This window comes from Desertibacillus haloalkaliphilus, assembly GCF_019039105.1.
In the GTDB taxonomy this organism is placed as follows: Bacteria; Bacillota; Bacilli; order Bacillales; family KJ1-10-99; genus Desertibacillus; species Desertibacillus haloalkaliphilus.
Genome location: NZ_JAHPIV010000001.1, coordinates 35182 through 58636, shown reverse-complemented (window position 1 = coordinate 58636; position 23455 = coordinate 35182). Strand labels below are relative to the sequence as shown.

Genomic DNA, 23455 nt, shown 5'->3' with positions numbered 1-23455 from the left:
TTACGGAAGATAGCAAAAAAGCCAATATCCGCGAAATGATAGATAAAAATAAGAAAACAATTAGTATTGGTTCGATAACGGAAAAAATGGTACCAGGTATGTTATTAGCCATTGCTACCGTTTCTATTTTAACAACGATCGGTATTCTCTATACACTCTTAAGTGAAACGATTCTTTTCTTTACTGATATCCCGTTTTTAGATTTTTATACAGGGACTGTTCTTAAACCGTTAAGTTCAGAAGCCCAGTTTGGGATTCTTCCACTTGTAACCGGAACGATTATCTCGTCAGTCATAGCGATGTTCGTGGCCATCCCCATTGGTGTCATGACCGCGATCTATTTAAGTGAATATGCATCAAACAGAGTAAGGAGAACGTTGAAACCAATATTAGAAGTTCTTGCTGGGATTCCAACGATCGTTTATGGTTTTTTTGCATTAACTTTAATTACGCCCTTGTTAAGAACATTCGTGCCAGGCTTAGAAGCAACAAATATTTTAAGTCCCGGATTAGTTATGGGGATTATGATTATACCGATGGTTGCTTCCCTCTCTGAAGATGCGATGAGCTCTGTACCGAATTCAATGAGAGAGGGCGCACTTGCTCTTGGAGCGACAAAACTTGAAGTCACTTGGAAAGTCGTTCTTCCTGCTGCTGCTTCTGGGATCATAGCTTCCTTTGTATTAGGAATTTCAAGAGCAATTGGAGAAACGATGATCGTTACGATTGCTAGTGGAAGTTCAAAAGCATTTACCCTTGATATTACGCAATCAATGCAAACAATGACCGCTTATATTGTTGAGGTGACAGGTGGGGATGCTCCTGCTGGGTCGACGATTTATTATAGCTTATACGCTGTTGCGATGACACTATTTGTTTTTACACTACTCATGAACTTACTAGCACAATATATCTCTCGTAAAGTTAGGGAGGAATACTAGGGATGAAATATGTTGACATCGAACAAGTACAAAAGAAAATGAACAGTCGTGTATTGATCAATAAACTAGCGAAATCTTTATTTCTTCTTTCTGCTTTATTCGGACTCGTGATTTTAGTCATTCTGATCGGTCAGGTATTCATTCAGAGTTTTGGCTGGATCGATATGAATTTTCTAACAGGTAAATTCTCAAACGATCCTAATAAGGCAGGAATTATGGGAGCGATTCTTGGTACGTTATGGTTAATGGCTGTTGTCGCACCAGTTACAATGTTTTTAGGTGTTGGAACAGCGATTTATTTAGAAGAGTATGCAAAAAAAGGAAAAGTACGATCATTTATTCAAACGAACATTTCGAATTTAGCGGGTGTACCTTCCGTTGTCTTTGGAATATTAGGTTTAACGATCTTTGTACGGAATTTTGATTTAGGATCAGTTGTGTTAGCCGGTGGATTAACGATGTCATTATTAGTTCTTCCGATTGTCGTTGTTGCAAGCCAAGAGGCGATTCGAGCCGTTCCGCAATACTTGCGGGAAGCATCTTATGCAATGGGAGCAACAAAATGGCAAACGGTGAAAAACGTTGTCTTACCTGCATCACTGGCTGGAATTTTAACCGGGCTGATTCTATCATTATCCCGAGCGATTGGTGAAACCGCACCGCTGGTTGTTCTTGGAATTCCTGCATTATTAATTCCGTTTCCAGGAGATATCCTAGATCGGTTTACAGTCTTACCGATGCAAATCTATTATTGGACGATTGATTCAGCGCTTGTTGCAGAATATGCAAACCTTGCAGCTGCAACGATTCTTGTCTTACTCGTTGTTTTGTTTACGATGAATTCAATTGCGATTTTGATCAGAAATAAGTTTCAAAAACGATTCTAAAGGGATGGAGTGATAATCATGGCGGTAACGATGCTTAAACAAGAAGAAATGGTTAAGGAAGATGAAACTGAAAGAAACCAAGTTTCAGCAACGAAAAAAGTCATCTATCATACAAAGGATTTAAACCTATGGTATGGTGAGGACCAGGCATTAAAAAATATTAACCTACCGATTCGTGAAAATGAAGTAACAGCGATTATTGGCCCATCAGGTTGTGGAAAGTCTACTTATATTAAAACATTAAATCGCATGGTTGAATTGGTACCAAGTGTTCGAATTTCTGGAGAGATCTTATATCGAGGTCAAAATATTTTTGATAAATCTTATCAAGTAGAAGATCTACGTACTCGAGTAGGTATGGTGTTTCAAAAGCCGAACCCATTTCCTAAATCAATTTTTGAAAATGTTGCATATGGACCAAAAATTCATGGAATTAGAAACAAAAAGGTTTTACATGAGATCGTTGAAACAAGCTTAAGAGGGGCTGCGATCTGGGATGAAGTCAAGGACCGACTCCATGAGAATGCGTACGGGTTGTCGGGTGGTCAGCAACAACGTTTATGCATTGCGCGTTGTTTAGCGATTGAACCCGATGTCATCTTAATGGATGAACCGACTTCAGCTCTTGATCCTGTTTCAACCTTAAAGGTAGAAGAGCTCGTACAAAATCTTAAAAAAGACTATAGTATTGTCATTGTGACTCATAATATGCAACAGGCGGCACGAATTTCTGATAAGACGGCGTTTTTCCTTAATGGGGAAGTGATTGAGTATGAGGAAACAAGTAAAATATTCTCTAATCCATCAGATAAACGTACAGAAGACTACATTACTGGAAGGTTTGGTTAATTGATGGGAATGAATATTCGCAAAAGCTATGATTCTGAACTTCATCAAGTGAAAATGAGTATTGTTGACATGGGGAGTAAAGTCGGTGAGGCACTAACAGAAGTGTTAGCTGCATTTCAAACGAATGATAAGGAACAATTGGATGCCGTGATTAAAAATGATGATAAGATTAACCAATTAGAGTTAGCGATAAATGATACGGTCACATTGATGATTGCAAAACAACAGCCTGTAGCAACTGATTTACGAACATTAATCGTTGCTTTAAAAATGGCTAGTGACCTTGAGCGTATCGCTGATTTAGCTGTTGATCTTGCAAAAACGTCAAAGAGACTAGAGAGGTCGAAGGGTCATGAGGAATGGTATAAACAATTATATGCAATTGGAGAGGATACCAAAGTAATGTATTCGCGCGCTCTTGATGGCTATGAGCAGGGTGATGTTTTACAAGCACAAAAAATTGCAGCACTCGATGATCACGTTGATCAAAAATATGGTGAGTTTATTAAAGGCTTGTTTTTTCAATCAACCGAGCCACAACAGACAAAGGAAATGGTTCATCTCGCCTTCATTGGGCGCTACCTTGAACGGATTGCCGATTATGCAACAAATATAGCAGAATGGATTGTCTATGAAGCAAACGGACAGCACTTTGACTTGAATTAATAGCTAGTCTCATAAGTCTTGAAAACCCTTTTGATTTTAATTGTAAAAAGGGTTTTTTCTATTGATAAAGAATAGATATACGTCACCAAACTTGAGTGTACACCTAGGGAGTGAGATGAGTGAGTTCAAATGCTGAACGGTTTCTTGCCGCATTTAATACGATTGAACAAACATTAAAAAAACAGTTGCAGTTGCATCGCCATTATTCGTTTATAAAGGTTGTCGATATCGCAAAAAAGCGTAACCCAATTGTTGAAAAATTTGAAGGTGATTTAAAAAAGTATGCCGAACTTCGGAATGCGATCGTTCATGAACGTGTTGACCCTGGCTTTATTATCGCTGAACCACATAGCGAAGTTGTTGAAGACATTGAATTTATCGGTAAAGAACTAACAAAACCAAAAAAAGTGATTCCAAGCTTTGCATGTAAGGTTGCTACCTTTCATGTCAATGACCCATTAATGGTTGTTCTAGATATCATTAATCAACGCTTATATACACAATTTCCAATCTATGATCATCAAGGGTTTTATGGATTGTTGACAGAAAGCGGCATTGCCAAGTGGTTAGCCAACCAGTTAGTTGAATGCCCCAATCTCATGGATGTGCGTTTATTAGATGTGATGGCTTTTGAAAAACATATTAATCATGTAATCTTTGTTAGTCAGAATGAAAACCTCTATGAGGTAAAGGAACATTTTGTTCGTCAAATGGATATGAAGATGACACGCTTACATGCTGTACTTATAACTGAAAGTGGTGATCGAAATGATCCGTTGTTAGGGATCATTACTCCACATGATGTCATTCGTTTTGAATAATACGGTGAACAATTTGTAAACGTTGGCCTTATTGTTTTGTATCTAACCGCAGTTATATTATAATGAATACGGACAAACTATAATCCTGTAGGAGGAACTAACTGTGTACAATATTTTTTATCAGTCCCATATTGGATCTTGGGCACTGCTCGTACTTTTATTTATCATTAGTTACATATTATTAAGAGCGGGTAAGGCAAAAGGTCAAAAAATTACCCATATGATTTTACGCCTGTTTTATGTGATTATGGTCGTTTCAGGGCTTGGTATGCTCTTCCAACTTGGTTTTCCACTGAACTTTTCGATTAAAGCTGTTATCGGTTTATGGTTAATTTATGTGATGGAAATTTTATTAGTACGAACTCAAAAAGGTGTGCTTGATAGTAAGCAAACGACATACTATTGGATTCAACTCATTGTTTCGTTAATCATTGTCGTCTTACTTGGATTTAGAGTGATTTACTTTTAATAAAAAAGCACAGAGCAAAATTGCTCTGTGTTTTTTTTATCTGATATGAAAAAGAAGTTGCTATATGATTATGCCTCTAGAACTTGCAAGTCATCGATCGTAACAACTCTATCAGAGTGGTCTTTATTACTATAGGCTAGACGAACAAGTGCTGGGGCGATTGTCTTTGGATCTTCTCCATATGAATGGAGCCCAGTTTTCATGACGCCAGGATTAAAAAGTATTGTTGAAATCCCGTTATGATATTCCTCGTCATTTACAGAAGAGGTTAACGTCTCGAGAGCTGCTTTGCTGGCACTGTAGGCACCAAACCCAGCTGCCCCATGCCTAGCTAATTCGGAAGTAATGCTAATAATTCGACCGAACTTATTCTCTCGCATGAATGGGATACATTCTCTCATCATTAAAAAGGCACTTGTCACATTGTTATCGATATGATGGTACCAGGAATCAATGGAACTATCGACAATGCTGTAATTTTCAAAGATTGCTGCATTGTTGATGAGGGTGTCAATACGTCCGAATTTGGAGATCGTAGCATTGACAAATTGTTGAACATCTTCTTCAGTTGATACATCAGCGCGCATAGCTAGCACACGATTTGGGTGGCAAATGTCCAGCAGTTCGCTTTCGACAGCTTTGATGTTTTCGCTGCTGCGACCGCAGATAGCAACCTGTGCGCCTGCTTTAACGAATTCGATTGCTGTCTCTTTTCCAAGGCCAGATGCAGCCCCGGTAATGATAACCACTTGATTTCTCAATGCTTTCATCTCCTTTACTTTAGTGATATGTTCTCTAGTCTATACAAAAACGAATTAAAAGTCAATATATTCTGAAAATTTAAAACAAAAACAAGAACGGTCAAGTGATATTCTCAAGAAAGTTTATGTTAAAATATAAGAATATTAGTAGCAAAATTACTGAAGAAAGTTGTGGGAGTCATGAGGGAACAAAGAGATGAAGAACATCAGTTTCAGTGGTTTAGAAAGATAAGTGAAGCCCATATAGATGCTGTGCTTTTACTTAATCCGAAGAGGCGTGTTATCGCTGTTAATCATCAATGGAAACGTTTAATGAAAACTCAAGCGACCTTGACCGGAGCTCCATTTGACCAGTGGGTGGCGGATAAGGACAAAGAACAAGTCCAGGCGGCTTTTTCGAAGCTGTCAGGAGGTAAGTCGCAACAAGTCTCTGCACAGCTCGTTGTCGCCGCACATCAGGTTACTGTTGAAATAACGTTTGTGCCGATTACTAAAGGCACGGATGTCACTGCAGTCTATACGGTCGTGAAATATATGTCTCTAGAAACATCGAAAGAGGGGCAAATGATCAACCGCACTGGCGATGATGTTTTAACGGAGTTACCGAACCGGCGCTTATTTATTGAGCGTCTCGAACAGTCAATCGAAGCAGCAATTCAAACCGAAGAACAATTAGCCGTTCTGTTCGTTGATATTGACCGTTTTAAAGTGATTAATGACACGCTAGGGCATGTGCTTGGTGACCTTGCCTTAACGGAAATTACGAAACGTATCAATGAATGTCTCTGTAACAGTGAGTTCCTTGGACGCATGGGGGGAGACGAATTTATCTTGTTAATCCCCCAAATGGACCACCTCGACGAGGCATTTGCTGTGGCTGAATCAATTCGCGATGTCATTAGTCTGCCACTTGATATTGAGGGGTATGAGTTCACATTAACATCGAGCATTGGAATTGCTGCCTTACCTCAAAACGGAACCAATGCAGAAACATTAATTAAATGCGCGGATGCAGCGATGTACCGAGCGAAGGCAAACGGTGCTGAACGTATACAATTGTATTCAGCAGAAATGAATCGTGGTTTCAATGAATGGTTTCAAGTAGAGAACGACTTGAGGAAGGCGCTTGAACGCGAGGAATTTGAGCTTTATTATCAACCGCAATTTGACACACGCACGAAAGCGCTGACTGGTGTAGAGGTGCTAGTCAGGTGGCATCACCCTAATAACGGTCTCGTACCACCAGCTAAATTCATTCCGATTGCAGAGGAGACGGGGTTAATTGTCCCTATCGGTGAATGGATATTACGTCAGGCCTGTAAGCAAAAAAAACGATGGATTGATGAAGGATATCCGGAAATACCAATCTCAGTGAATCTCTCATTGCGTCAATTTATGCAAAAAAATATTGTTGAACGCGTTGCTGAGATTATCGACGAAACTGGAATTCCACCGCACTTACTAGATTTAGAAATTACCGAGAGTGTAACGATTGATCTTAATCGGACACTTAGAATTTTAAATGAGTTAAAACAGTTAGGTATTACGATTAGTCTTGATGACTTTGGTACCGGCTATAGCTCTTTGCAATATTTAAGTATATTCCCAATTGATGAGTTGAAAATTGATAAATCATTTATTGATGGCATTGGTATGAGCACTAATAATGAAGCAATTATTCCGATGATTATTAACTTAGGCCATACTCTCAAATTGCAAGTCGTCGCAGAAGGTGTGGAAACAAAGGAACAATTGGACTTTTTGATGAAACATAGCTGTGATGTAGTGCAGGGCTATTATTATAGTAAACCGCTTGCGGAAAGCGAATATGATTCATTTGTAAAACGACGACACGATCGCTAGCGCCTGACCTAGGGTGGTCTTCCTTCCAAAGGAAACGAAGCAATAAAATAGATAAAGATGGAGGCCGATCAGTGATGAATGCAAATAAAAAAATGGAAGGGTTACTTTTTATCTCGTGGGCAATTGCCGTTGTAGCCACAGCTGGTAGTCTTTATTTTTCAGAGGTCATGCGCTTTACGCCATGTGAACTTTGTTGGGTTCAGCGAATTTTTATGTACCCGCTTGCGATCATTTTAGCGATTGCGGTGATAAGAAAGGATATGATGCAATCGATTTACGTTTCTGTCTTATCATTTATAGGTGCATGCATTGCTTTCTATCATTATCTTCAACAAAAAGTCTCAACGATCGGCACAGATGATTCTTGTGGATTAATTCCTTGTACCTTTGAATATATCAATTGGTTTGGTTTTATCACGATCCCATTTTTGTCGTTGGTTGCTTTTATTGTTATTTTTATTATTCATGTCGTACTTTTAATAAACGTAAAAAAGGAGATTCGTAAATCATGAAAAAAATAGTGATTTTTTTAGGTGTTATCATTGTCCTTTTTGCTGCTTTAGCATTTGTGACAAATACAAAAAATGAACAACGAGTGGAGGGAAATCCGTTTGAGAAAGAAACGTTGCATTCAGCGACGATAAATCAGCTTGATGATCCAATCTATGAAAATATTATCTTACCCGATGAGTTAATTGAGCGCTTAAACGCACAAGAATCGATGACGATTTATTATTACAGTCCAACATGCCCTGCATGTGAGCAGACATCTCCAATTATTGTCCCAATGGCTGAGGAGATGGGACTTGATATGAAGCTCTTTAATTTACTAGAATTTGAAGGCGGGTGGGCAACCTTTGATATTACAGAAACACCGACTGTCGTACGTTATGAAAATGGACAAGAAGTCGGTCGCATCGGTTATGTAGATGCAAGTGAGTATGAACAGTGGTTTACGCAATGGGAGTAGGTTGATTGGTTGTGGGTCTATGTAACTAATTATGAGGTTTCTACTTTAGATTGCAACGGTTCCTTGTAGGTTCTAAAAAGTTAGCATGATGCGTAATTATTGTCTCTATTACAGGAACCGAATGACCTTACATATTAGTAGTAAGAAAGTCTGTATTGTGTTAATTTTGCGAATCGCTATGAAAAAATACTTATTTTTAGTGAGATGTGCTATTATAATAGATAGTAAACATTAGGGATTTAGCGTTTGATTTGTAAAATATTGAGGTGAATAAGGTCGTGAGTACTTCCGAATATTTAGATGTTTTCATTGATGAAAGTCAGGAGCATTTACAAGCGATAAATGACAACTTATTAAAATTAGAAAGTCAACCAGATGACCTTTCCATTGTTGGTGAAATCTTTCGTTCTGCCCATACATTAAAAGGAATGGCAGCAACGATGGGCTACGAAGATTTAGCGAACCTAACACATAACATGGAAAATGTATTGGACTTAATTCGTAACCAAAAGCTAGAAGCTACATCGGACATTGTCGATGTTATTTTTAATGCTGTTGATGACTTAGAGGCAATGGTCGTTGATATCTCTAACGGTGGTGATGGGAAAAGGGATGTTTCGACTGTTATTAGTTTACTTGCAAAAATTGAAAAAGGTGAATCACCACTTATGGAGGATAATGAAGCGGCTAGTGAGGACAAGCCATCTGCTCCTGCTGACGCTTTTTCAGAGACGTATGACCAGTTTGAGCTGACAGTGCTTATGCAGTCGAGTGATCAAGGGTATTCCGCTTATCAAGTGAAAGTCACGCTTGATGAAAGGACGATGCTTAAAGCTGCCCGAGTCTTTATGGTCTTTGAAGTATTAGAGCAAATTGGTGAAATTATTAAATCAACTCCGTCCGTAGAAGAATTAGAGGAAGAAAAATTCGATGAGGAGTTTGTCGTCACATTCTTATCAAAGACAGATGCTGATGAAATAGCCGCTAGAATTGGAAAAGTCTCTGAAATTACTGATGTTAATGTACATAAACTTGATGTTGCTCAATTAAAAAAACAATCTTCTGAAAAAGAGGCCCTTGAGGTAGAAGAGCTTACTGAACCACAAACGAAGCCAAAGGAAAAAGAGGCCTCCAAAGAAGAAGCAAAGCCAGCACAAGCAACGAAACAACCGAAACAAAATCAAGAGAAACGTACCCCAACGGATATGAACAAAACGATTCGAGTCAATATCGAAAGACTTGATGTCTTAATGAACTTGTTTGAGGAACTCGTGATCGATCGCGGACGACTTGAACAAATTGCTAGTGAATTGAAAAACAACGAACTTAATGAAACGGTTGAGCGGATGAGTCGAATTTCGGGTGATCTTCAGGAAATCATCTTAAATATGCGGATGATGCCTGTTGAGCAGGTTTTTAATCGTTTCCCACGAATGGTACGCAGCCTTTCAAAGGACTTAAAGAAGAAAGTGAATCTTGAAATTATCGGTGCAGAGACGGAGCTTGATCGAACCATTATCGATGAAATCGGTGATCCGCTCGTTCACTTGATTCGAAATTCGATTGATCATGGAATTGAGACGCCTGATGAGCGCCGTCAAGCTGGAAAGCCTGAAGAAGGTAAAGTCGTCTTAAAGGCATACCACAGTGGCAATAATGTTTTTATTGAAATTGAAGATGATGGTGCAGGGATTGACCGTAATAAGGTCTTAAAGAAAGCGTTAGATAATGGTGTCGTTACTGAAGATGACGCAAGTAAAATGTCAGATCAACAAATTTATGGGCTGTTATTTGCCTCTGGTTTTAGTACCGCTGACAAAGTAACTGACGTATCTGGCCGTGGCGTTGGTCTCGATGTTGTTCGTTCTACGTTCGAATCATTAGGTGGTGTCGTTACCGTTGATTCTGTACTAGGGAAGGGTTCTGTTTTTTCAATTCAACTTCCGTTAACATTATCGATTATTGATGTGATGCTTGTTGAAATTCAAAAAGAAAAGTATGCGATTCCTTTGTCTTCGATTGTTGAGACTGCCATTGTGAATAAGAAGGATGTATATAGCGCTCATAATCAAAAAGTGATTGACTTTAGAGGGAAAGTCGTTCCTCTTGTGTTCCTCAAAGATATTTTTGAGATTCCAACAGACGAGGAAGATGAAGAATTCTATTCCTTAGTGATCGTCAATAAAGGGGAAAAAGTGGCCGGACTTGTCGTTGAGTCTCTCATTGGGCAACATGATATCGTCCTAAAATCATTAGGTAATTACCTAACAAATGTATTTGCAATATCTGGCGCGACGATATTAGGAAATGGTCAAGTGGCCCTAATTGTAGATACCAATGCTCTTATTAAGTAATTTATTAGGTTGGGAGGCATCATGTCGATGGCGAATGATAGCGCGACGAAAAATGAATTAAAAGTGATCGTCTTTCAATTGAAAGATGAAGAATATGCGATTGAAGTGGATTACATTCAGTCGATTGAACGAATGCAGCCAGTTACGAGAATTCCGAGAACTTTCCCTTATATCACCGGTGTAATGAACCTACGAGGAGTGATTACGCCGATCATAAATCTAAGAAAAAGATTTGGAATTGAAGAGAAACCATTTGATGATGCAACTCGTATTTTGGTGATTTCGAAGGAAGATATTGAAATTGGCTTTATTGTTGATGGCGCTAATGATGTCATTGATATACCAAATGAGAAAATTGAGCCGACGCCAGAAGTTGTTGGTGGCGTTGAGGAAAATTATTTACGTGGCGTTGTGAAACTAGATAATCGTTTATTTACATTATTAAACTTAGAAAAGATTTTATATGAGTAAATCATAGATTGAGAACGTTAAGTTTTATTACTAGAAAGAATTAAAGAGGTGTTAACATGGCTTCAGTATTAATTGTTGATGATGCAGCTTTTATGAGAATGATGATTAAGGATATCCTTACGAAAAATAACTATGAAGTGGCAGGCGAAGCAGCCAATGGCGACGAGGCTGTCCAAAAGTATGAAGAGCTTAAACCAGATCTAGTAACGATGGATATTACAATGCCGGAAAAAGATGGCATTGAAGCATTAAAGGAGATTCGTAAGATTAACCCTGATGCAAAGATCATTATGTGTTCAGCGATGGGTCAGCAGTCTATGGTTATTGATGCGATTCAATCCGGCGCAAAAGACTTTATCGTTAAACCGTTCCAAGCGGATCGTGTTCTAGAAGCAATTCAAAAGGTATTAGGATAGGTTAGCGTCCTATGTTAAACAATTCTATGGAGGACATATTGAATGCAAGATAATCATATTAATGCGATTACTCGTGCGACAAAATCGATCTTAACAAGCCATCTAGGTGTGGAAGTATCGATGAATGAGCCAGTGGTTATAAAAGATACGAGCGTTCCCGCGAAAGCGATTTCTGTTATTCTTGGTGTTAATGGTCAGTTAGAAGGTCAAATCATTTGTTCAATGGAGGCTGATACGGCGAAATCGATTATCGGTACGATGATGGGTGGAATGACAATTGAGGCGATTGATGATATGGGGTGGAGTGCGATTCAGGAGTTTGGCAACTGGATTGCTGGGACGACAGCAACAGAGCTTTCAAAAGAAGCATGTACTATAGATGTCACACCTCCTGTGATTAATGAAGGAAGCTCCAAATTTCGATCGGCTGAAACATTTGTATCATTACCGCTTGAAAGTACTATCGGTGCCATTAATGTCCATGTATCAATTAAGCAAGAACGTTAAATAAAAGAGTATGGCTAACACCATACTGTATATGGAAGGTATCCCCTCTACGTGTTTGTAGGAGGGGATACTTTTTTTTGTAAATTGCTGTTAGTAGTGCACTACCGAACAAGGGACCAGTTAACGGAAGACTTACCACCCATGCCTACATAAGGATAGTTGTACGACGGAGAAGGAGTCTATTTGGGGGTATGTTGCAAATTGACCAATATTTTACTAAATATTTATATCCTCTTAATAGTTGCTTGTTATCATGTGTTGAAACAAGTCAAAAGATATAGATTAATGGAGGTATGCATTGAATACGTTAGTGAGTAAACAACAGAAGAGTGGTCATGTCCATTTCGTCCGTCGAGTTTTGCAACGAATGAGTTTGAAAAGTCGTCTTTTACTTCTCTTTGTATCTTTACTAGTTTTATCTATCAGTGCTGTAGGAATAAGTTCTTATATTAAGGCAAAGGAAATGACGATGAACAATATTGAAAATCGGTTAATTCGTGAAGTGGAGTTAATGGGGCACATAGCGGAAAATTTGAAATTTTTGTATGTGAGTGATGAGGACTACTTCATGCAACAACTTGAACGTAATATTCGAACTCAACAGCAAAAACTTAATGAGGAGGGTATTGATGCTGAGTTTTTCTACATAACCAATGATGAAGTTGTTCCTTTTGAGTTAAGTGCTCATCAACTTCCTCCATTGCCAGAATCGGTCCTAACGACGGTAAAGCGAGAAATGAACGGTCTTATTCACGAGACGTTTAACGATGGTGAGGAATTTACAATAACGTTTAAGGAAATGCAGGAAATTGACGGAATTTATGCAGTTGTTGTTTCAACACAGTCCTATATGAAAACTGTCAATGAAATGGCCGAATTTATGCTGATAACGATGGGAACGAGTATTATACTAGTAACATGTATTCTGATCCTTTTTGTAAGAACATTAACAAGCCCTTTAACTGTACTTCGTCAAACGATGAAACGGGTAAGGGAGGGTAATCTTAATCATTCTATACGAATAAAGACAACGTTACCAGAAATTGTATCACTGCATAAAAGTTATGAGGCAATGATGTATCACATGCGTGTCGTTATCCAAGATCTGAAAGAGACAACCGCAGAGTTGGAACGAACTGGTATTGGCCTACAAGGAACGTCTGAACATGTGCTTGACTCGAGCCAACAAGTGATTGAGGCTGTAAATGTTGTAAAGGAAGGGGCCGAGCAAACAGCAAGTAGTTCAGAATTGAGTGATAAGCATTTTAAAGATATGAATGAAAAAGTAGAAAAGATTACGGTGACGATGGGCAGTGTCTACGTTAGTTCTAAAGATATGAATGCATCGGCAACACGAGGTGAAAAACATATACATCAGCTTATTAGAGTGAACGAGGAGTTTGCTAACGAGTTTGATGATATGAATCAAACGATCCAAAAGGTAAAAAAATATTCATTTACAATTTCTAAGGTTATTGGTCTCATTGAGGATATTGCTGGACAAACGAAGTTACTTGCTTTAAATGCAACGATTGAAGCAGCAAGAGCTGGTGAATCGGGGAGAGGATTTGCGGTAGTAGCAAGTGAAGTTCAAAAGCTTGCTGAACAATCAACGAAAGCGACAGAAGAAGTTACACAATCAATTTCATTGATGGAAGAGGCAACGAAAGAAGCATCAGAAGAATTTGATAGCATGCTCACTATGATAAAAGCAAATCAACAACGAGCAAATGACTCAAAAATATCCTTTTCTGAATTAATGTCAGAAATAGATGGGGTAAGCCAACACATCCAAGAGATGCAACAAGAACTTACCGAATTAGAAAGCATGCTACCGGAATTAGAGCAAGCGTCACATGGAGTTTCCTCTGTATCACAAGAAACGCTAGCTAGTACTGAAGAAATGCTGGCCATCAGTGATAATCAAATGGAGGAAATGGACCGTTTACACCAACAAGGTATAAGGCTTGCTCGTTTAGCTAAATCACTATTGTCATTGGCGGAACGCTTTACAGTTACAGAAAGAAAAGAATAGATCGATCGTTTAAGGGGAGGAGGTTCTATCTCAGAAGGGTAAAAACCGTTGAAAAAACTCAGAATTTATCGATTTCTTACTTGAATAATTGCCATCCTATTAGGAAAATATGATAAAATAGAGTCGTTGTCACGCTTGAGCAGAACGATTGTTTTATTCGTCTGCGAACGATAGATCAATAGTATAACTAGATAAGCAAACGAACTTCGACAAAAATTTTCAAAACTTTAAAAAGCTTGATCTATCAAGGGATAAAGTAATCTAGATTCATAAAACCAATTTGACTAATAGGAATTATAGGTATATGATAAAATAAATTATTTTTTCACTCTGGTAGTGAATGCAATTTTTAAATAGTAATAGAAAAGTTTAATCCTTTGTGAGGTGGAGATTGTTGCAATTTCAGGTAATTAATAGTCCGTTTAATCAGGAACAGGCGGAGCTCCTCAACCGCCTTGTGCCAACGTTAACAGAAGCACAAAAAGTATGGCTGAGCGGGTATTTAGCCGCATCACAGTCGAACGCAAACGTAGAAACAACAGAGGTACCTTCAGGCGAATCAGCACCTGCACAACCTCCTGCACAACCCGTTTCTAAAGATGTCACGATCCTTTATGGATCACAGACGGGAAATGCAGAAGGCTTGGCTGAACAGGCAGGTAAGACGTTAGAAGGTCGAGGGTTTAACGTTACTGTTTCATCGATGAGTGATTTTAAGCCTAAGAATTTAAAAAAGCTAGAAAACCTACTTATTGTTGTGAGTACACATGGAGAAGGCGACCCGCCAGATAACGCATTGAGTTTTCATGAATTTTTACATGGCAGACGCGCACCAAAGCTTGATGGTCTCCGCTTTTCTGTATTATCTCTAGGTGATAGCTCTTATGAGTTTTTCTGTCAAACAGGGATCGACTTTGATAAGCGACTGGAAGAGCTTGGTGGAAAGAGATTATTTAAACGTGTCGATTGCGATGTTGAGTTTGATGAACCAGCAGCAAAATGGATCGAAGGTGTTCGTTCAGAATTAGAAGGAGCACAAAGTCAACCCACTGCAGAAAAATCAACTACCGCTCCGACGACACCGCAAGAGCCAGAAGTCGTTTACTCAAGAAAGAACCCGTTCCAAGCAGAAGTGCTTGAAAATATCAACCTTAATGGTCGTGGTTCAGATAAGGAAACTCGTCATCTCGAGCTATCACTTGAAGGGTCTGGCTTGAGCTTTGAACCAGGTGACACGCTCGGAATTTTCCCAGAAAATGACCCAGAGCTTGTTGATTTAATCATCAAAGAAATGAAATGGGATCCTTCTGAAAAGGTGACCATTAATAAAGAAGGGGATGTTCTTCCGCTTTCGGAAGCATTGACATCACATTTTGAAATCACCGTTCTTACGAAACCATTACTTAGAAACGCTGCTGAGATTTCAGATAATGGTAAATTAAAAGAATTAGTTGCACCTGGAAATGAAGAAAGATTAAAAGATTATTTACATGGACGTGATTTACTAGATTTTATCCGTGACTTCGGCCCATGGAAAGGGACAGCTGAGCAGTTTGTCACATTATTACGCAAAATTCCTCCACGTCTCTACTCAATTGCTAGCAGTTTCGCAGCCAACCCAGATGAAGTACATCTTACGATTGGTGCTGTACGCTATGAGGCGCATGGTCGTGAGCGAAAAGGTGTTTGCTCCGTACAATGCTCGGAGCGAGTGGAGCCAGGTGATACGTTACCGGTTTACATACAACCCAATAAACACTTTAATTTACCTGAGAACCCAGAGACTCCAATTATTATGGTAGGCCCTGGTACAGGGGTTGCGCCGTTCCGTTCGTTTATGCAAGAGCGTGAAGAAATGGAGATTGAAGGTAAGTCTTGGATGTTCTTCGGAGATCAGCATTTTGTCACAGACTTCCTTTATCAAACGGAATGGCAGCAATGGTTAAAAGATGGGGTACTGACAAGAATGGATGTTGCCTTTTCTCGTGACGGTGACGAAAAAGTATACGTCCAGAATCGTATGCAGGAAAATAGTAAAGAATTGTTCGCTTGGCTCGAAGAAGGAGCGATCGTCTACGTTTGCGGTGATAAGACACATATGGCTCGTGACGTTCATCAGACGTTGCTTGAGATTATTGAAAAAGAAGGAAATATGAGTCAAGCGCAAGCTGAGGAATACCTAGCTGAGATGAAACAACAAAAGCGTTACCAACGTGATATATATTGATTTTAGATTGAAGGGAGTTTTTTTAACATGGTTAATAAAACTTTAAAAGCACCTGATGGACGACCAAGTGATGTAGAACGTATAAAAGAAGAAAGTGATTATTTACGCGGGACATTAAAGGAATCAATGTTAGATCAAATTAGCTCAGGAATTTCTGATGATGATAATCGCTTAATGAAATTCCATGGTAGTTACTTGCAAGATGACCGCGATTTACGTAATGAGCGCCAAAAGCAGAAGCTTGAGCCTGCCTATCAATTTATGCTTCGTGTCCGTACGCCTGGTGGTGTCGCAACACCTAAGCAATGGCTCGTTATGGATGATCTGGCGCAAAAGTATGGAAATGGGACATTGAAGTTGACGACTCGTCAAGCATTTCAAATGCATGGCATCTTAAAGTGGAACATGAAAAAGACGATTCAAGAGATTCATGCGTCGATGTTGGATACCATTGCTGCTTGTGGAGATGTGAACCGAAATGTGATGTGCAATCCAAATCCACATCAATCAGAGATTCATGAGGAAGTTTACGAATGGTCGAAAAAATTAAGTGATGATCTCCTTCCGCGTACAAGAGCTTATCACGAAATTTGGTTAGATGAAGAGAAGGTCGCAGGAACGCCTGATGTGGAAGAAGCCGAGCCGATGTATGGACCGCTTTATTTGCCACGTAAGTTTAAAATCGGGATTGCGGTTCCACCATCTAATGATATCGATGTTTACTCGCAAGATCTCGGGTACATTGCGATCGTTGAAGACGGTAAACTGATCGGCTTTAATGTAGCCATCGGTGGCGGTATGGGAATGTCACATGGTGACAAACAGACGTATCCACAACTTGCAAAAGTAATTGGCTTCTGTACGCCAGAACAAATCTATGATGTAGCGGAAAAAGTGATTACGATTCAACGTGATTACGGAAACCGTTCTGAACGTAAGAATGCACGCTTCAAGTATACAGTCGATCGTCTCGGTCTTGACAATGTTAAGGCAGAGTTAGAAGAGCGACTTGGCTGGTCATTAGCTGAAGCAAAGCCATACCACTTCGACGATAATGGTGACCGTTATGGTTGGATCAAAGGCATAAATGGCAGATGGCATTTCACTCTATTCGTTGAAGGTGGACGAATCATCGACAGTGATGATTATCAACTAATGACAGGTCTTCGTGAAATTGCGAAGGTTCATACGGGTGATTTTCGTTTAACTGCGAACCAAAACCTTGTCATTGCAAATGTGACGAGTCAGAAGAAGAAAAAAGTAAATGAACTCATCGAACAATACGGATTAACGGATGGCAAGAAGTACTCTGCATTACGTCGTAGTTCAATGGCATGTGTGTCATTGCCAACGTGTGGGTTAGCGATGGCTGAAGCAGAGCGTTATTTGCCAACATTAATCGATAAAATTGAAGCGATTGTTGATGAAAATGGTCTTCGTGATAAAGAAATTACGATTCGTATGACAGGCTGTCCAAATGGCTGTGCCCGTCATGCCCTCGGTGAAATTGGCTTTATCGGTAAGGCGCCAGGAAAGTACAATATGTATCTTGGTGCAGCCTTTGATGGTAGCCGTTTAAGTAAGATGTACCGTGAAAACATCGGCGAAGAAGAAATTTTAAAAGAACTTCGTGTCCTTTTAGCTCGTTATGCAAAAGAACGAGAAGAAGGGGAACACTTTGGGGACTTCGTCATCCGTGCTGGCGTTATTAAGGCCGTAACAGATGGAACGAACTTCCATGACTAATTCATCTAGGTAATCATCTATAACAAGGGTGTCTTAAAAGGTCATTTCAGACCTTTAAGGCACTCTTTTTTTGTTTTTACTACCAACTTTTCATCGGGTGTTGATTGCTGTATACTAACATATTGATTATTGAAAGAGAAAAGGGGATTGTATGAAAAGAAGTTTCCAAATCGTTGTATTTGTTATGTTAACCTTCATTCTCGTTGCGTGTAATGGAGGAAGCAATGACCATGAGAACTCAGAGGTCGTGACTGAAGAAAGTACACGGCAAAATCTTGAGGTCCATTTTATTGATGTTGATCAAGGCGATGCCACACTACTTCTCGGTCCGGATTTTTCAATTCTGGTTGATGCCGGACGTCATGATCGTGATGAGGTTGTACCATACCTACAAAGTGTAGGTGTGACAAGCCTTGACCTCCTAGTCGGAACGCATCCGCATGCCGATCATATTGGACAAATGGATCAAGTCATCGAACGTTTTGATGTCGAGGAAATTTGGATGAGTGGAGACCTTCATACGTCACAAACGTTTGAACATGTCCTTGATGCGGCTCTCGCTTCTGAGGCAAATTATCATGAGCCACGAGCAGGAGAAACGCACACATTTGGCGCAGCTACTATTGAAGTGATTCACCCTGAGGAACTGATTGATGACCTTAATGAAGGCTCTGTTAGTATGCGTATACAGTTTGGCGATGTCCGGTTTTTATTTACCGGCGATGTTGAGGAATGGGGGGAAGCTGACATCCTCGCTCGAGGTCATGATGTGGGGGCTGAAATCTTTCAGCTCGGTCATCACGGTTCAAGTACGTCTAATACGAGTGAGTTTTTAGAGGCGGTTGATCCTGAAATCGCGATTTATTCGGCTGGTGAGGATAATAGCTATGGCCACCCTCATACAGAGGTCGTTGAGCGTATACGGACGATGAACATTGAGTTATATGGTACAGATGTTCATGGGACGATTATTGTAGAAACGGATGGCGTTGACTATGAAGTTGTCACAGAGTACACAGGAACAATTGATGAGAGTGAGCCAGAAGTAGTTGAGGAAGTGGAAGAGACAGCTCAAGCATTATGTATCGATATTAATTCAGCATCGAAAGAGGAACTTGCTGACATCATTCATATTGATGAGGCACGGTCTGATCAGTTAATTGAGTTGCGTCCTCATCATACGATTAATGGCTTAAAACGGATCAACGGAATTGGTGATGGGCGTCTCGCTGAGATTAAGGAGCAGGGGCTAGCTTGTGTAAAAGAGGGGGCTTAGTCATGGAAAAAGCTGTTTTGGATCGAATTGTTGATGATAGTTCAGCTGTACTTCTCGTTGGCAATCGACAAGATGAGGTTATTTTACCGGTTCATCAATTACCAGAGAATGCAAGAGAAGGTACGTGGTTACTCGTAAGAATAGAAGAAGGTAAGCTTGAGGACGTACGGATCGATACAACGGAGACCCTAGACAACAAGAAGCGAATTCAAGAAAAAATGGTACGACTACGTCGCCAATCAAAAAAACGGTAAAGAAAAGGGAGGTTTTAGGACAAAAGGTAAAATCTTTTGTCCCTAGCCTCTTTTTAAGTTAGTTTTTTATACATTTCTTTCGTGCAAATAATATATAGTTCGGCATCTGCTGGAATCGGTTGATCTAGTTTTGTTAATATATCGAAGTCATTTCGGTCTGAAATCAAGTTTGCACCAAGTGTTTTTAAATCTTCGTAAGCATCATTGTATGTACTCCATCTCTGTTGTTTGTTAATCTTCCTTATGTCGACACCGCTTTTTCGACTGAGAAGTTTCATAATTAATCGACTAGAGCCTTTGTGAATCGCTGACTTTGCCATAAGGTCAGATAGAGCTTCGTCAGCAAGGACAAATTCATCGACATTTGCATGCTTAAACATTGGGATATGCTCTTCCTTTAAGATTTCGACGATGGTATAAACGTCTCTCTCTTGTTCTAGAGCATAGCCTTCGATCGTTGAAACCGTTAAAAGTGAAGTCCCATCTGCGGCTACAGGGTTAATTTCATTATCCTGTGTGAAAATGAGTACAGCCGTTGCATTTAAGACATTAGCCTTTTCTAATGTCTCTTTATCGGTTGCCTGTCCTTGAATGTAGTAGAGCTTCTCATGATCCATCGGTGCTTGTGGTAGTGAATCAATTAAAACAACTCTAGCCTCGTCGTCAACATCAAGAATTTCGTACATTGTATGTTTCGCTTTATTAGACCAACCGACGATCACGTAATGATCGCTTCCTTTAAACGTCAATCTTCCTTCCTCCTTTAACCTTCGATAAATATCAAAGCTCTCGACAATCTTTCCAATCACTAGTCCAATTAACCCGATTCCAAAAAAATATAAGATCAGTCCAAAGATTTTTCCAAATGTCGTTTGTGGAACAAAATCTCCATATCCAGTTGTTGTTACTGTTGTCATCACATACCAAAAACCGATAAAAGGGTCGGTAAAGACTTCTGGTTCGATCCAATGAATAATAAATGAACTAGCAGCTAAAAAGAGAACCGTGACGAAAAAAAGGGTCAGCTTTTTAATCTTTAGAGCGATTTTCATTAAATCAAATATAAAAAGCATTGAAGGTGTCCTCCATTACGTTTTTCGTAAACTTTTATAATCCTTTCCATCATGATTTGAATTTATAAGAAAAATAAATATTAAATTAAATCTTTAGGGGGCAAAAAATGAATCAGTGTCTAGAGAAACTTGATAACATTTTATTCCCTCTATGATTATCATGTATAATAACGAAAGGATTAATAATAGAATGGTTTTGAAAGGAAGATTATCATGAATGTAAAGATGGCTGATTTGCCAGGTATCGGAAAGAAGATGTCATTTTTGACGGCTGAAGGCAGTATGATCGTTCTCATCATTCACCATACAGGAAAACGTGAAATGTACTTTTTTAAAGATGCTGATGATGATGAAGCAGACTTCTCGATGGATTTATCAGCCGATGAAACTAGGGAACTAGGCGCACAGTTATTAGGTGCTGTGTTTCAGCCGGTAGATAGTGACAAAATGAAGTTGTTTAAAAGCCAAATCGTTATGGAATGGATCTGTTTAAAAAAACGGTCACCATTAACCAATAAATCTATTGGTGATTCAGAAATTGGTAAACGTACAGGTGTTTCAATTGTAGGTATTTTTAGGGATCAAGAAGTGATTGCAAGTCCAGGGGTTGATGAAATATTGCAAAGTGGGGATACACTTATGGCAATTGGGAAAAGTGAACAGATTGCTGATTTTGAAAAACTTTGCGAAGGGGAGGCGACCGATTAGGTGGGACTTCCTGAATTATTAGGAGCGGGTTTAGTTCTTCTCCTTTTATTTATTGTTGGTTACATCGGTTTAAAAATGAAAATTCCGCAAATTGTTCTATATATCCTTTTAGGGATTGTACTTAGCGGACTATTGAGTGGCTCAGAACTACTCCATTTCGTTGGTGAAATTGGTATTGTTCTTCTTTTCTTTATGTTAGGAATGGAGTTTCCAATTAAGCAATTGGCAAAGGTAGCCAAGAAAGTTACACCAGCTGGGTCGTTGGATGTTGCATTGAGCCTCGGTGTTACTACTTGTATTTGTCTACTGATGGGGATCGATCCGTTAATGTCGTTTCTCATTGGAGGTGTGGTTTATGCAACAAGCTCGTCAATCACAGCAAAATTGCTTGAAAGTTCAAAACGGATGGCTAACCCTGAGTCGGAATTTATTCTTGGGTTATTGATTTTTGAGGACTTAGTAGCGCCTGTTCTTGTTGCCATTTTAGTTGGTTTAACCGCAGGAGGGGCTTTAACTGCAGGTTCATTATCTATATTAGTAGTCAAAGTCATTGTCCTAACCGTTGGAGCCATTTTGATTGGTAGGTATGTTTTTACTAAACTTGGAACCTTTTTTGATCGGCACATGAGTGATGATATTTTTATCATGCTGCTCATTGGGGTTTCTTTGGCCTATGGCGGGTTAGCTTTATATCTTGATTTATCAGAGGTGCTTGGGGCATTTTTAGCTGGGATTATGATAGCAGAGGTACGTAGAACTCATCAGTTGGAGCAGTTAATCGTTCCGATCCGAGACTTAACATTACCACTATTCTTCTTATATTTTGGGACGACAATAACGTTTGAAGAGGGAATACCGATGCTTGGGTTGTTAGCAATTGTACTTTTGTGGTCAATCATTGCAAAGATTATTGTCGGTATAGTTGGTGGTAGATGGTATGGTTTAACAAAGCGTGTAGCTTTACGGGCAGGATTTTCGTTGACACAAAGAGGAGAATTTTCCATTATTATTGCTAGCCTTGCGACAGGTTCAATTAAGGTTTTTAGTAGTGCATTTATTTTATTATCAGCAATGAGTGGCATTCTTTTGTTTCAACTAGCACCTAAGATTGCCAAAAAAGTATATGGTGAAAAATCAAAAGTTCAAAAAGTTAAGCTACCAGGATAATCTATAATTTTAAAAGTAACGAGGGGAAGGAAGTATTACTAGAGTAAGCTTTTTCGGTTTAACGACTACAACAAATCTTTTCATAGTAATAGGTGTTTTAAAAGGTAAATGAACCTTTTAGAACACCTATCTTTTATTTTAGCCGTTTTCATTATTTTTGATGATGGTCCTATCTTGTTCTCTAATTTTAAATCGGTCTATGCTGAGCAAAAACAACATAAATAATGCCAGTGATGCGTAGAAAGCAGCGACGATATCAGATGGAAAGTGAGCATCTAAATAAACCCGACTGAAGCCAACTGCAAGAATCAAACCAAATAGGGAAGCTGCTGCGATTTGCTTTCCTTTTGATTGGTAGATTTGATAATGATAAATAAGATAAATCAAGAAACCGTAGAAGATACAAGCCCTCATCGTATGGCCGCTTGGAAAGCTATAGGATGCAAGTTCGATTGTAAATCCGAACACTTCAAAATAGCTCGTCTCCCCTGGACGTTCCCGTTGAAAAACGAGTTTTAGAATGAAGTTTGCGAGTACACTCCCAGCCATGATCGTAATAAAAGCAGCGATCATGCGAAAATCCTTTTTTTTGAACAAGAGAAAACTTAAAAGAAAAATAGACAGAATTGCAATCAATTCAACTGAGCCAAACAGTGTGACAAATGAAAAGATATCTTCAAATAAAGGAGCAGATAGCTGTTCACTCAAGTTAAGGAGATAGACATCTAGAAACGTTAATTGGTTCCTTTGGGTTGATGCTGATAGATAGATAAAGATCAGCAATGAAGATATAAGTATTGACACGTACGTGGTCCGTTTTTTTCTGAGAAGGTTTGCTACCATAGAAAACTCCTTACGTTTATTTCCTAGTTCATCGTAATACAAGAGAGAACAAAAATCATTAGTCCTCTAGACATATTTGTGACGATAATATGAGGACAATTGTAAGTAAATCGATTTAAGTGACAAAAGGTGGAAAAAAATTAGCGGACTA

General features: G+C 39.1%; 23 protein-coding genes. 20 read left to right on the top strand and 3 right to left on the bottom strand.

The features are described 5' to 3' along the window. Positions 1–35: 35 nt before the first annotated feature. The 6 genes from pstC (at position 36) to KH400_RS00245 (ending at position 4633) form a co-directional block, all read left to right on the top strand. On the top strand, positions 36–941 hold the full coding sequence (gene pstC, locus KH400_RS00270; RefSeq protein ID WP_217221534.1) for a phosphate ABC transporter permease subunit PstC: 906 nt from the start codon (positions 36–38) through the stop codon (positions 939–941). A 2-nt stretch (positions 942–943) separates the two neighbouring features. Beyond that, entirely contained in the window at positions 944–1828 is an 885-nt protein-coding gene (gene pstA / locus KH400_RS00265) for a phosphate ABC transporter permease PstA (RefSeq protein WP_217221154.1), read from the top strand. Between the two features lie 48 nt (positions 1829–1876). Next, positions 1877–2677: a phosphate ABC transporter ATP-binding protein PstB gene (pstB, locus tag KH400_RS00260; RefSeq protein ID WP_438821095.1), complete on the top strand. Its 801-nt coding sequence runs from the start codon at positions 1877–1879 to the stop codon at positions 2675–2677. Between the two features lie 3 nt (positions 2678–2680). Next, the gene (phoU, locus tag KH400_RS00255; protein ID WP_246589133.1) at positions 2681–3343 is read left to right on the top strand and encodes a phosphate signaling complex protein PhoU; all 663 of its coding nucleotides are present in this window, start codon (positions 2681–2683) and stop codon (positions 3341–3343) included. A 119-nt stretch (positions 3344–3462) separates the two neighbouring features. Next, complete coding sequence (locus KH400_RS25235) at positions 3463–4164, top strand: CBS domain-containing protein (protein ID WP_217221152.1); 702 nt, start codon at positions 3463–3465, stop codon at positions 4162–4164. Between the two features lie 103 nt (positions 4165–4267). After that, a complete protein-coding gene (locus KH400_RS00245; protein ID WP_217221151.1) occupies positions 4268–4633 on the top strand; it encodes a YisL family protein in 366 nt (121 codons plus the stop codon). Positions 4634–4701: 68 nt separating this feature from the next. Here KH400_RS00245 and KH400_RS00240 read toward each other — a convergent pair whose 3' ends face one another. Then, a complete protein-coding gene (locus KH400_RS00240; RefSeq protein ID WP_217221150.1) occupies positions 4702–5403 on the bottom strand; it encodes an SDR family NAD(P)-dependent oxidoreductase in 702 nt (233 codons plus the stop codon). Positions 5404–5574: 171 nt separating this feature from the next. Between KH400_RS00240 and KH400_RS00235 the strand changes: the two genes are divergently transcribed. The 12 genes from KH400_RS00235 (at position 5575) to KH400_RS00180 (ending at position 19513) form a co-directional block, all read left to right on the top strand. Then, complete coding sequence (locus KH400_RS00235; RefSeq protein ID WP_217221149.1) at positions 5575–7257, top strand: putative bifunctional diguanylate cyclase/phosphodiesterase; 1683 nt, start codon at positions 5575–5577, stop codon at positions 7255–7257. Positions 7258–7331: 74 nt separating this feature from the next. Next, a complete protein-coding gene (locus KH400_RS00230) occupies positions 7332–7769 on the top strand; it encodes a disulfide oxidoreductase (protein WP_217221532.1) in 438 nt (145 codons plus the stop codon). Beyond that, positions 7766–8227: a thioredoxin family protein gene (locus KH400_RS00225; protein WP_217221148.1), complete on the top strand. Its 462-nt coding sequence runs from the start codon at positions 7766–7768 to the stop codon at positions 8225–8227. Before KH400_RS00230 ends, KH400_RS00225 begins: the two co-directional genes overlap by 4 nt. A gap of 278 nt (positions 8228–8505) precedes the next feature. Then, the gene (locus tag KH400_RS00220) at positions 8506–10581 is read left to right on the top strand and encodes a chemotaxis protein CheA (protein WP_217221147.1); all 2076 of its coding nucleotides are present in this window, start codon (positions 8506–8508) and stop codon (positions 10579–10581) included. 27 nt (positions 10582–10608) lie between these two features. Further along, positions 10609–11052 (top strand): chemotaxis protein CheW, encoded by a 444-nt coding sequence (locus KH400_RS00215; protein ID WP_217221146.1) that lies wholly within the window; start codon positions 10609–10611, stop codon positions 11050–11052. Between the two features lie 56 nt (positions 11053–11108). After that, entirely contained in the window at positions 11109–11468 is a 360-nt protein-coding gene (locus tag KH400_RS00210) for a response regulator (RefSeq protein ID WP_217221145.1), read from the top strand. A gap of 42 nt (positions 11469–11510) precedes the next feature. Then, positions 11511–11975: a chemotaxis protein CheX gene (locus tag KH400_RS00205; RefSeq protein WP_217221144.1), complete on the top strand. Its 465-nt coding sequence runs from the start codon at positions 11511–11513 to the stop codon at positions 11973–11975. 298 nt (positions 11976–12273) lie between these two features. Continuing rightward, positions 12274–14010, top strand: a complete 1737-nt coding sequence (locus tag KH400_RS00200) for a methyl-accepting chemotaxis protein (RefSeq protein ID WP_217221143.1) — start codon at positions 12274–12276, stop codon at positions 14008–14010. A gap of 394 nt (positions 14011–14404) precedes the next feature. Next, a complete protein-coding gene (locus KH400_RS00195) occupies positions 14405–16237 on the top strand; it encodes an assimilatory sulfite reductase (NADPH) flavoprotein subunit (protein WP_217221142.1) in 1833 nt (610 codons plus the stop codon). A gap of 27 nt (positions 16238–16264) precedes the next feature. After that, positions 16265–17983: an assimilatory sulfite reductase (NADPH) hemoprotein subunit gene (gene cysI / locus KH400_RS00190; protein WP_217221141.1), complete on the top strand. Its 1719-nt coding sequence runs from the start codon at positions 16265–16267 to the stop codon at positions 17981–17983. 151 nt (positions 17984–18134) lie between these two features. Further along, positions 18135–19259 carry an MBL fold metallo-hydrolase gene (locus KH400_RS00185; RefSeq protein ID WP_217221140.1) on the top strand — a complete coding sequence of 375 codons (1125 nt, stop codon included), beginning with the start codon at positions 18135–18137 and terminating at the stop codon, positions 19257–19259. Positions 19260–19261: 2 nt separating this feature from the next. Then, positions 19262–19513: a DUF3006 domain-containing protein gene (locus tag KH400_RS00180; RefSeq protein WP_217221139.1), complete on the top strand. Its 252-nt coding sequence runs from the start codon at positions 19262–19264 to the stop codon at positions 19511–19513. A 53-nt stretch (positions 19514–19566) separates the two neighbouring features. Here the strand turns inward: KH400_RS00180 and KH400_RS00175 are convergent, their stop codons facing one another. Further along, positions 19567–20586: an ion channel gene (locus KH400_RS00175; protein WP_217221138.1), complete on the bottom strand. Its 1020-nt coding sequence runs from the start codon at positions 20584–20586 to the stop codon at positions 19567–19569. A gap of 213 nt (positions 20587–20799) precedes the next feature. Between KH400_RS00175 and KH400_RS00170 the strand changes: the two genes are divergently transcribed. Next, entirely contained in the window at positions 20800–21294 is a 495-nt protein-coding gene (locus tag KH400_RS00170; RefSeq protein ID WP_217221137.1) for a cation:proton antiporter regulatory subunit, read from the top strand. Next, complete coding sequence (locus tag KH400_RS00165; RefSeq protein ID WP_217221136.1) at positions 21295–22461, top strand: cation:proton antiporter; 1167 nt, start codon at positions 21295–21297, stop codon at positions 22459–22461. It abuts the gene before it with no gap. Between the two features lie 138 nt (positions 22462–22599). On the opposite strand, the gene KH400_RS00160 is transcribed toward KH400_RS00165, so the two are convergent. Next, positions 22600–23304 carry a phosphatase PAP2 family protein gene (locus tag KH400_RS00160; protein WP_217221135.1) on the bottom strand — a complete coding sequence of 235 codons (705 nt, stop codon included), beginning with the start codon at positions 23302–23304 and terminating at the stop codon, positions 22600–22602. Positions 23305–23455 lie beyond the last annotated feature (151 nt).

Excerpts from the sequence above, each read along its gene's own strand:
- pstC (WP_217221534.1), top strand. The coding sequence starts at position 36 with ATGATAGATAAAAATAAGAAAACAATTAGTATTGGTTCGATAACGGAA.
- pstA (WP_217221154.1), top strand. The coding sequence starts at position 944 with ATGAAATATGTTGACATCGAACAAGTACAAAAGAAAATGAACAGTCGT.
- pstB (WP_438821095.1), top strand. The coding sequence starts at position 1,877 with ATGGTTAAGGAAGATGAAACTGAAAGAAACCAAGTTTCAGCAACGAAA.
- phoU (WP_246589133.1), top strand. The coding sequence starts at position 2,681 with ATGGGAATGAATATTCGCAAAAGCTATGATTCTGAACTTCATCAAGTG.
- KH400_RS00240 (WP_217221150.1), bottom strand. The coding sequence starts at position 5,403 with ATGAAAGCATTGAGAAATCAAGTGGTTATCATTACCGGGGCTGCATCT.
- KH400_RS00235 (WP_217221149.1), top strand. The coding sequence starts at position 5,575 with ATGAGGGAACAAAGAGATGAAGAACATCAGTTTCAGTGGTTTAGAAAG.
- KH400_RS00230 (WP_217221532.1), top strand. The coding sequence starts at position 7,332 with ATGAATGCAAATAAAAAAATGGAAGGGTTACTTTTTATCTCGTGGGCA.
- KH400_RS00225 (WP_217221148.1), top strand. The coding sequence starts at position 7,766 with ATGAAAAAAATAGTGATTTTTTTAGGTGTTATCATTGTCCTTTTTGCT.
- KH400_RS00215 (WP_217221146.1), top strand. The coding sequence starts at position 10,609 with ATGGCGAATGATAGCGCGACGAAAAATGAATTAAAAGTGATCGTCTTT.
- KH400_RS00210 (WP_217221145.1), top strand. The coding sequence starts at position 11,109 with ATGGCTTCAGTATTAATTGTTGATGATGCAGCTTTTATGAGAATGATG.
- KH400_RS00205 (WP_217221144.1), top strand. The coding sequence starts at position 11,511 with ATGCAAGATAATCATATTAATGCGATTACTCGTGCGACAAAATCGATC.
- cysI (WP_217221141.1), top strand. The coding sequence starts at position 16,265 with ATGGTTAATAAAACTTTAAAAGCACCTGATGGACGACCAAGTGATGTA.
- KH400_RS00185 (WP_217221140.1), top strand. The coding sequence starts at position 18,135 with ATGAAAAGAAGTTTCCAAATCGTTGTATTTGTTATGTTAACCTTCATT.
- KH400_RS00180 (WP_217221139.1), top strand. The coding sequence starts at position 19,262 with ATGGAAAAAGCTGTTTTGGATCGAATTGTTGATGATAGTTCAGCTGTA.
- KH400_RS00175 (WP_217221138.1), bottom strand. The coding sequence starts at position 20,586 with ATGCTTTTTATATTTGATTTAATGAAAATCGCTCTAAAGATTAAAAAG.
- KH400_RS00170 (WP_217221137.1), top strand. The coding sequence starts at position 20,800 with ATGAATGTAAAGATGGCTGATTTGCCAGGTATCGGAAAGAAGATGTCA.
- KH400_RS00160 (WP_217221135.1), bottom strand. The coding sequence starts at position 23,304 with ATGGTAGCAAACCTTCTCAGAAAAAAACGGACCACGTACGTGTCAATA.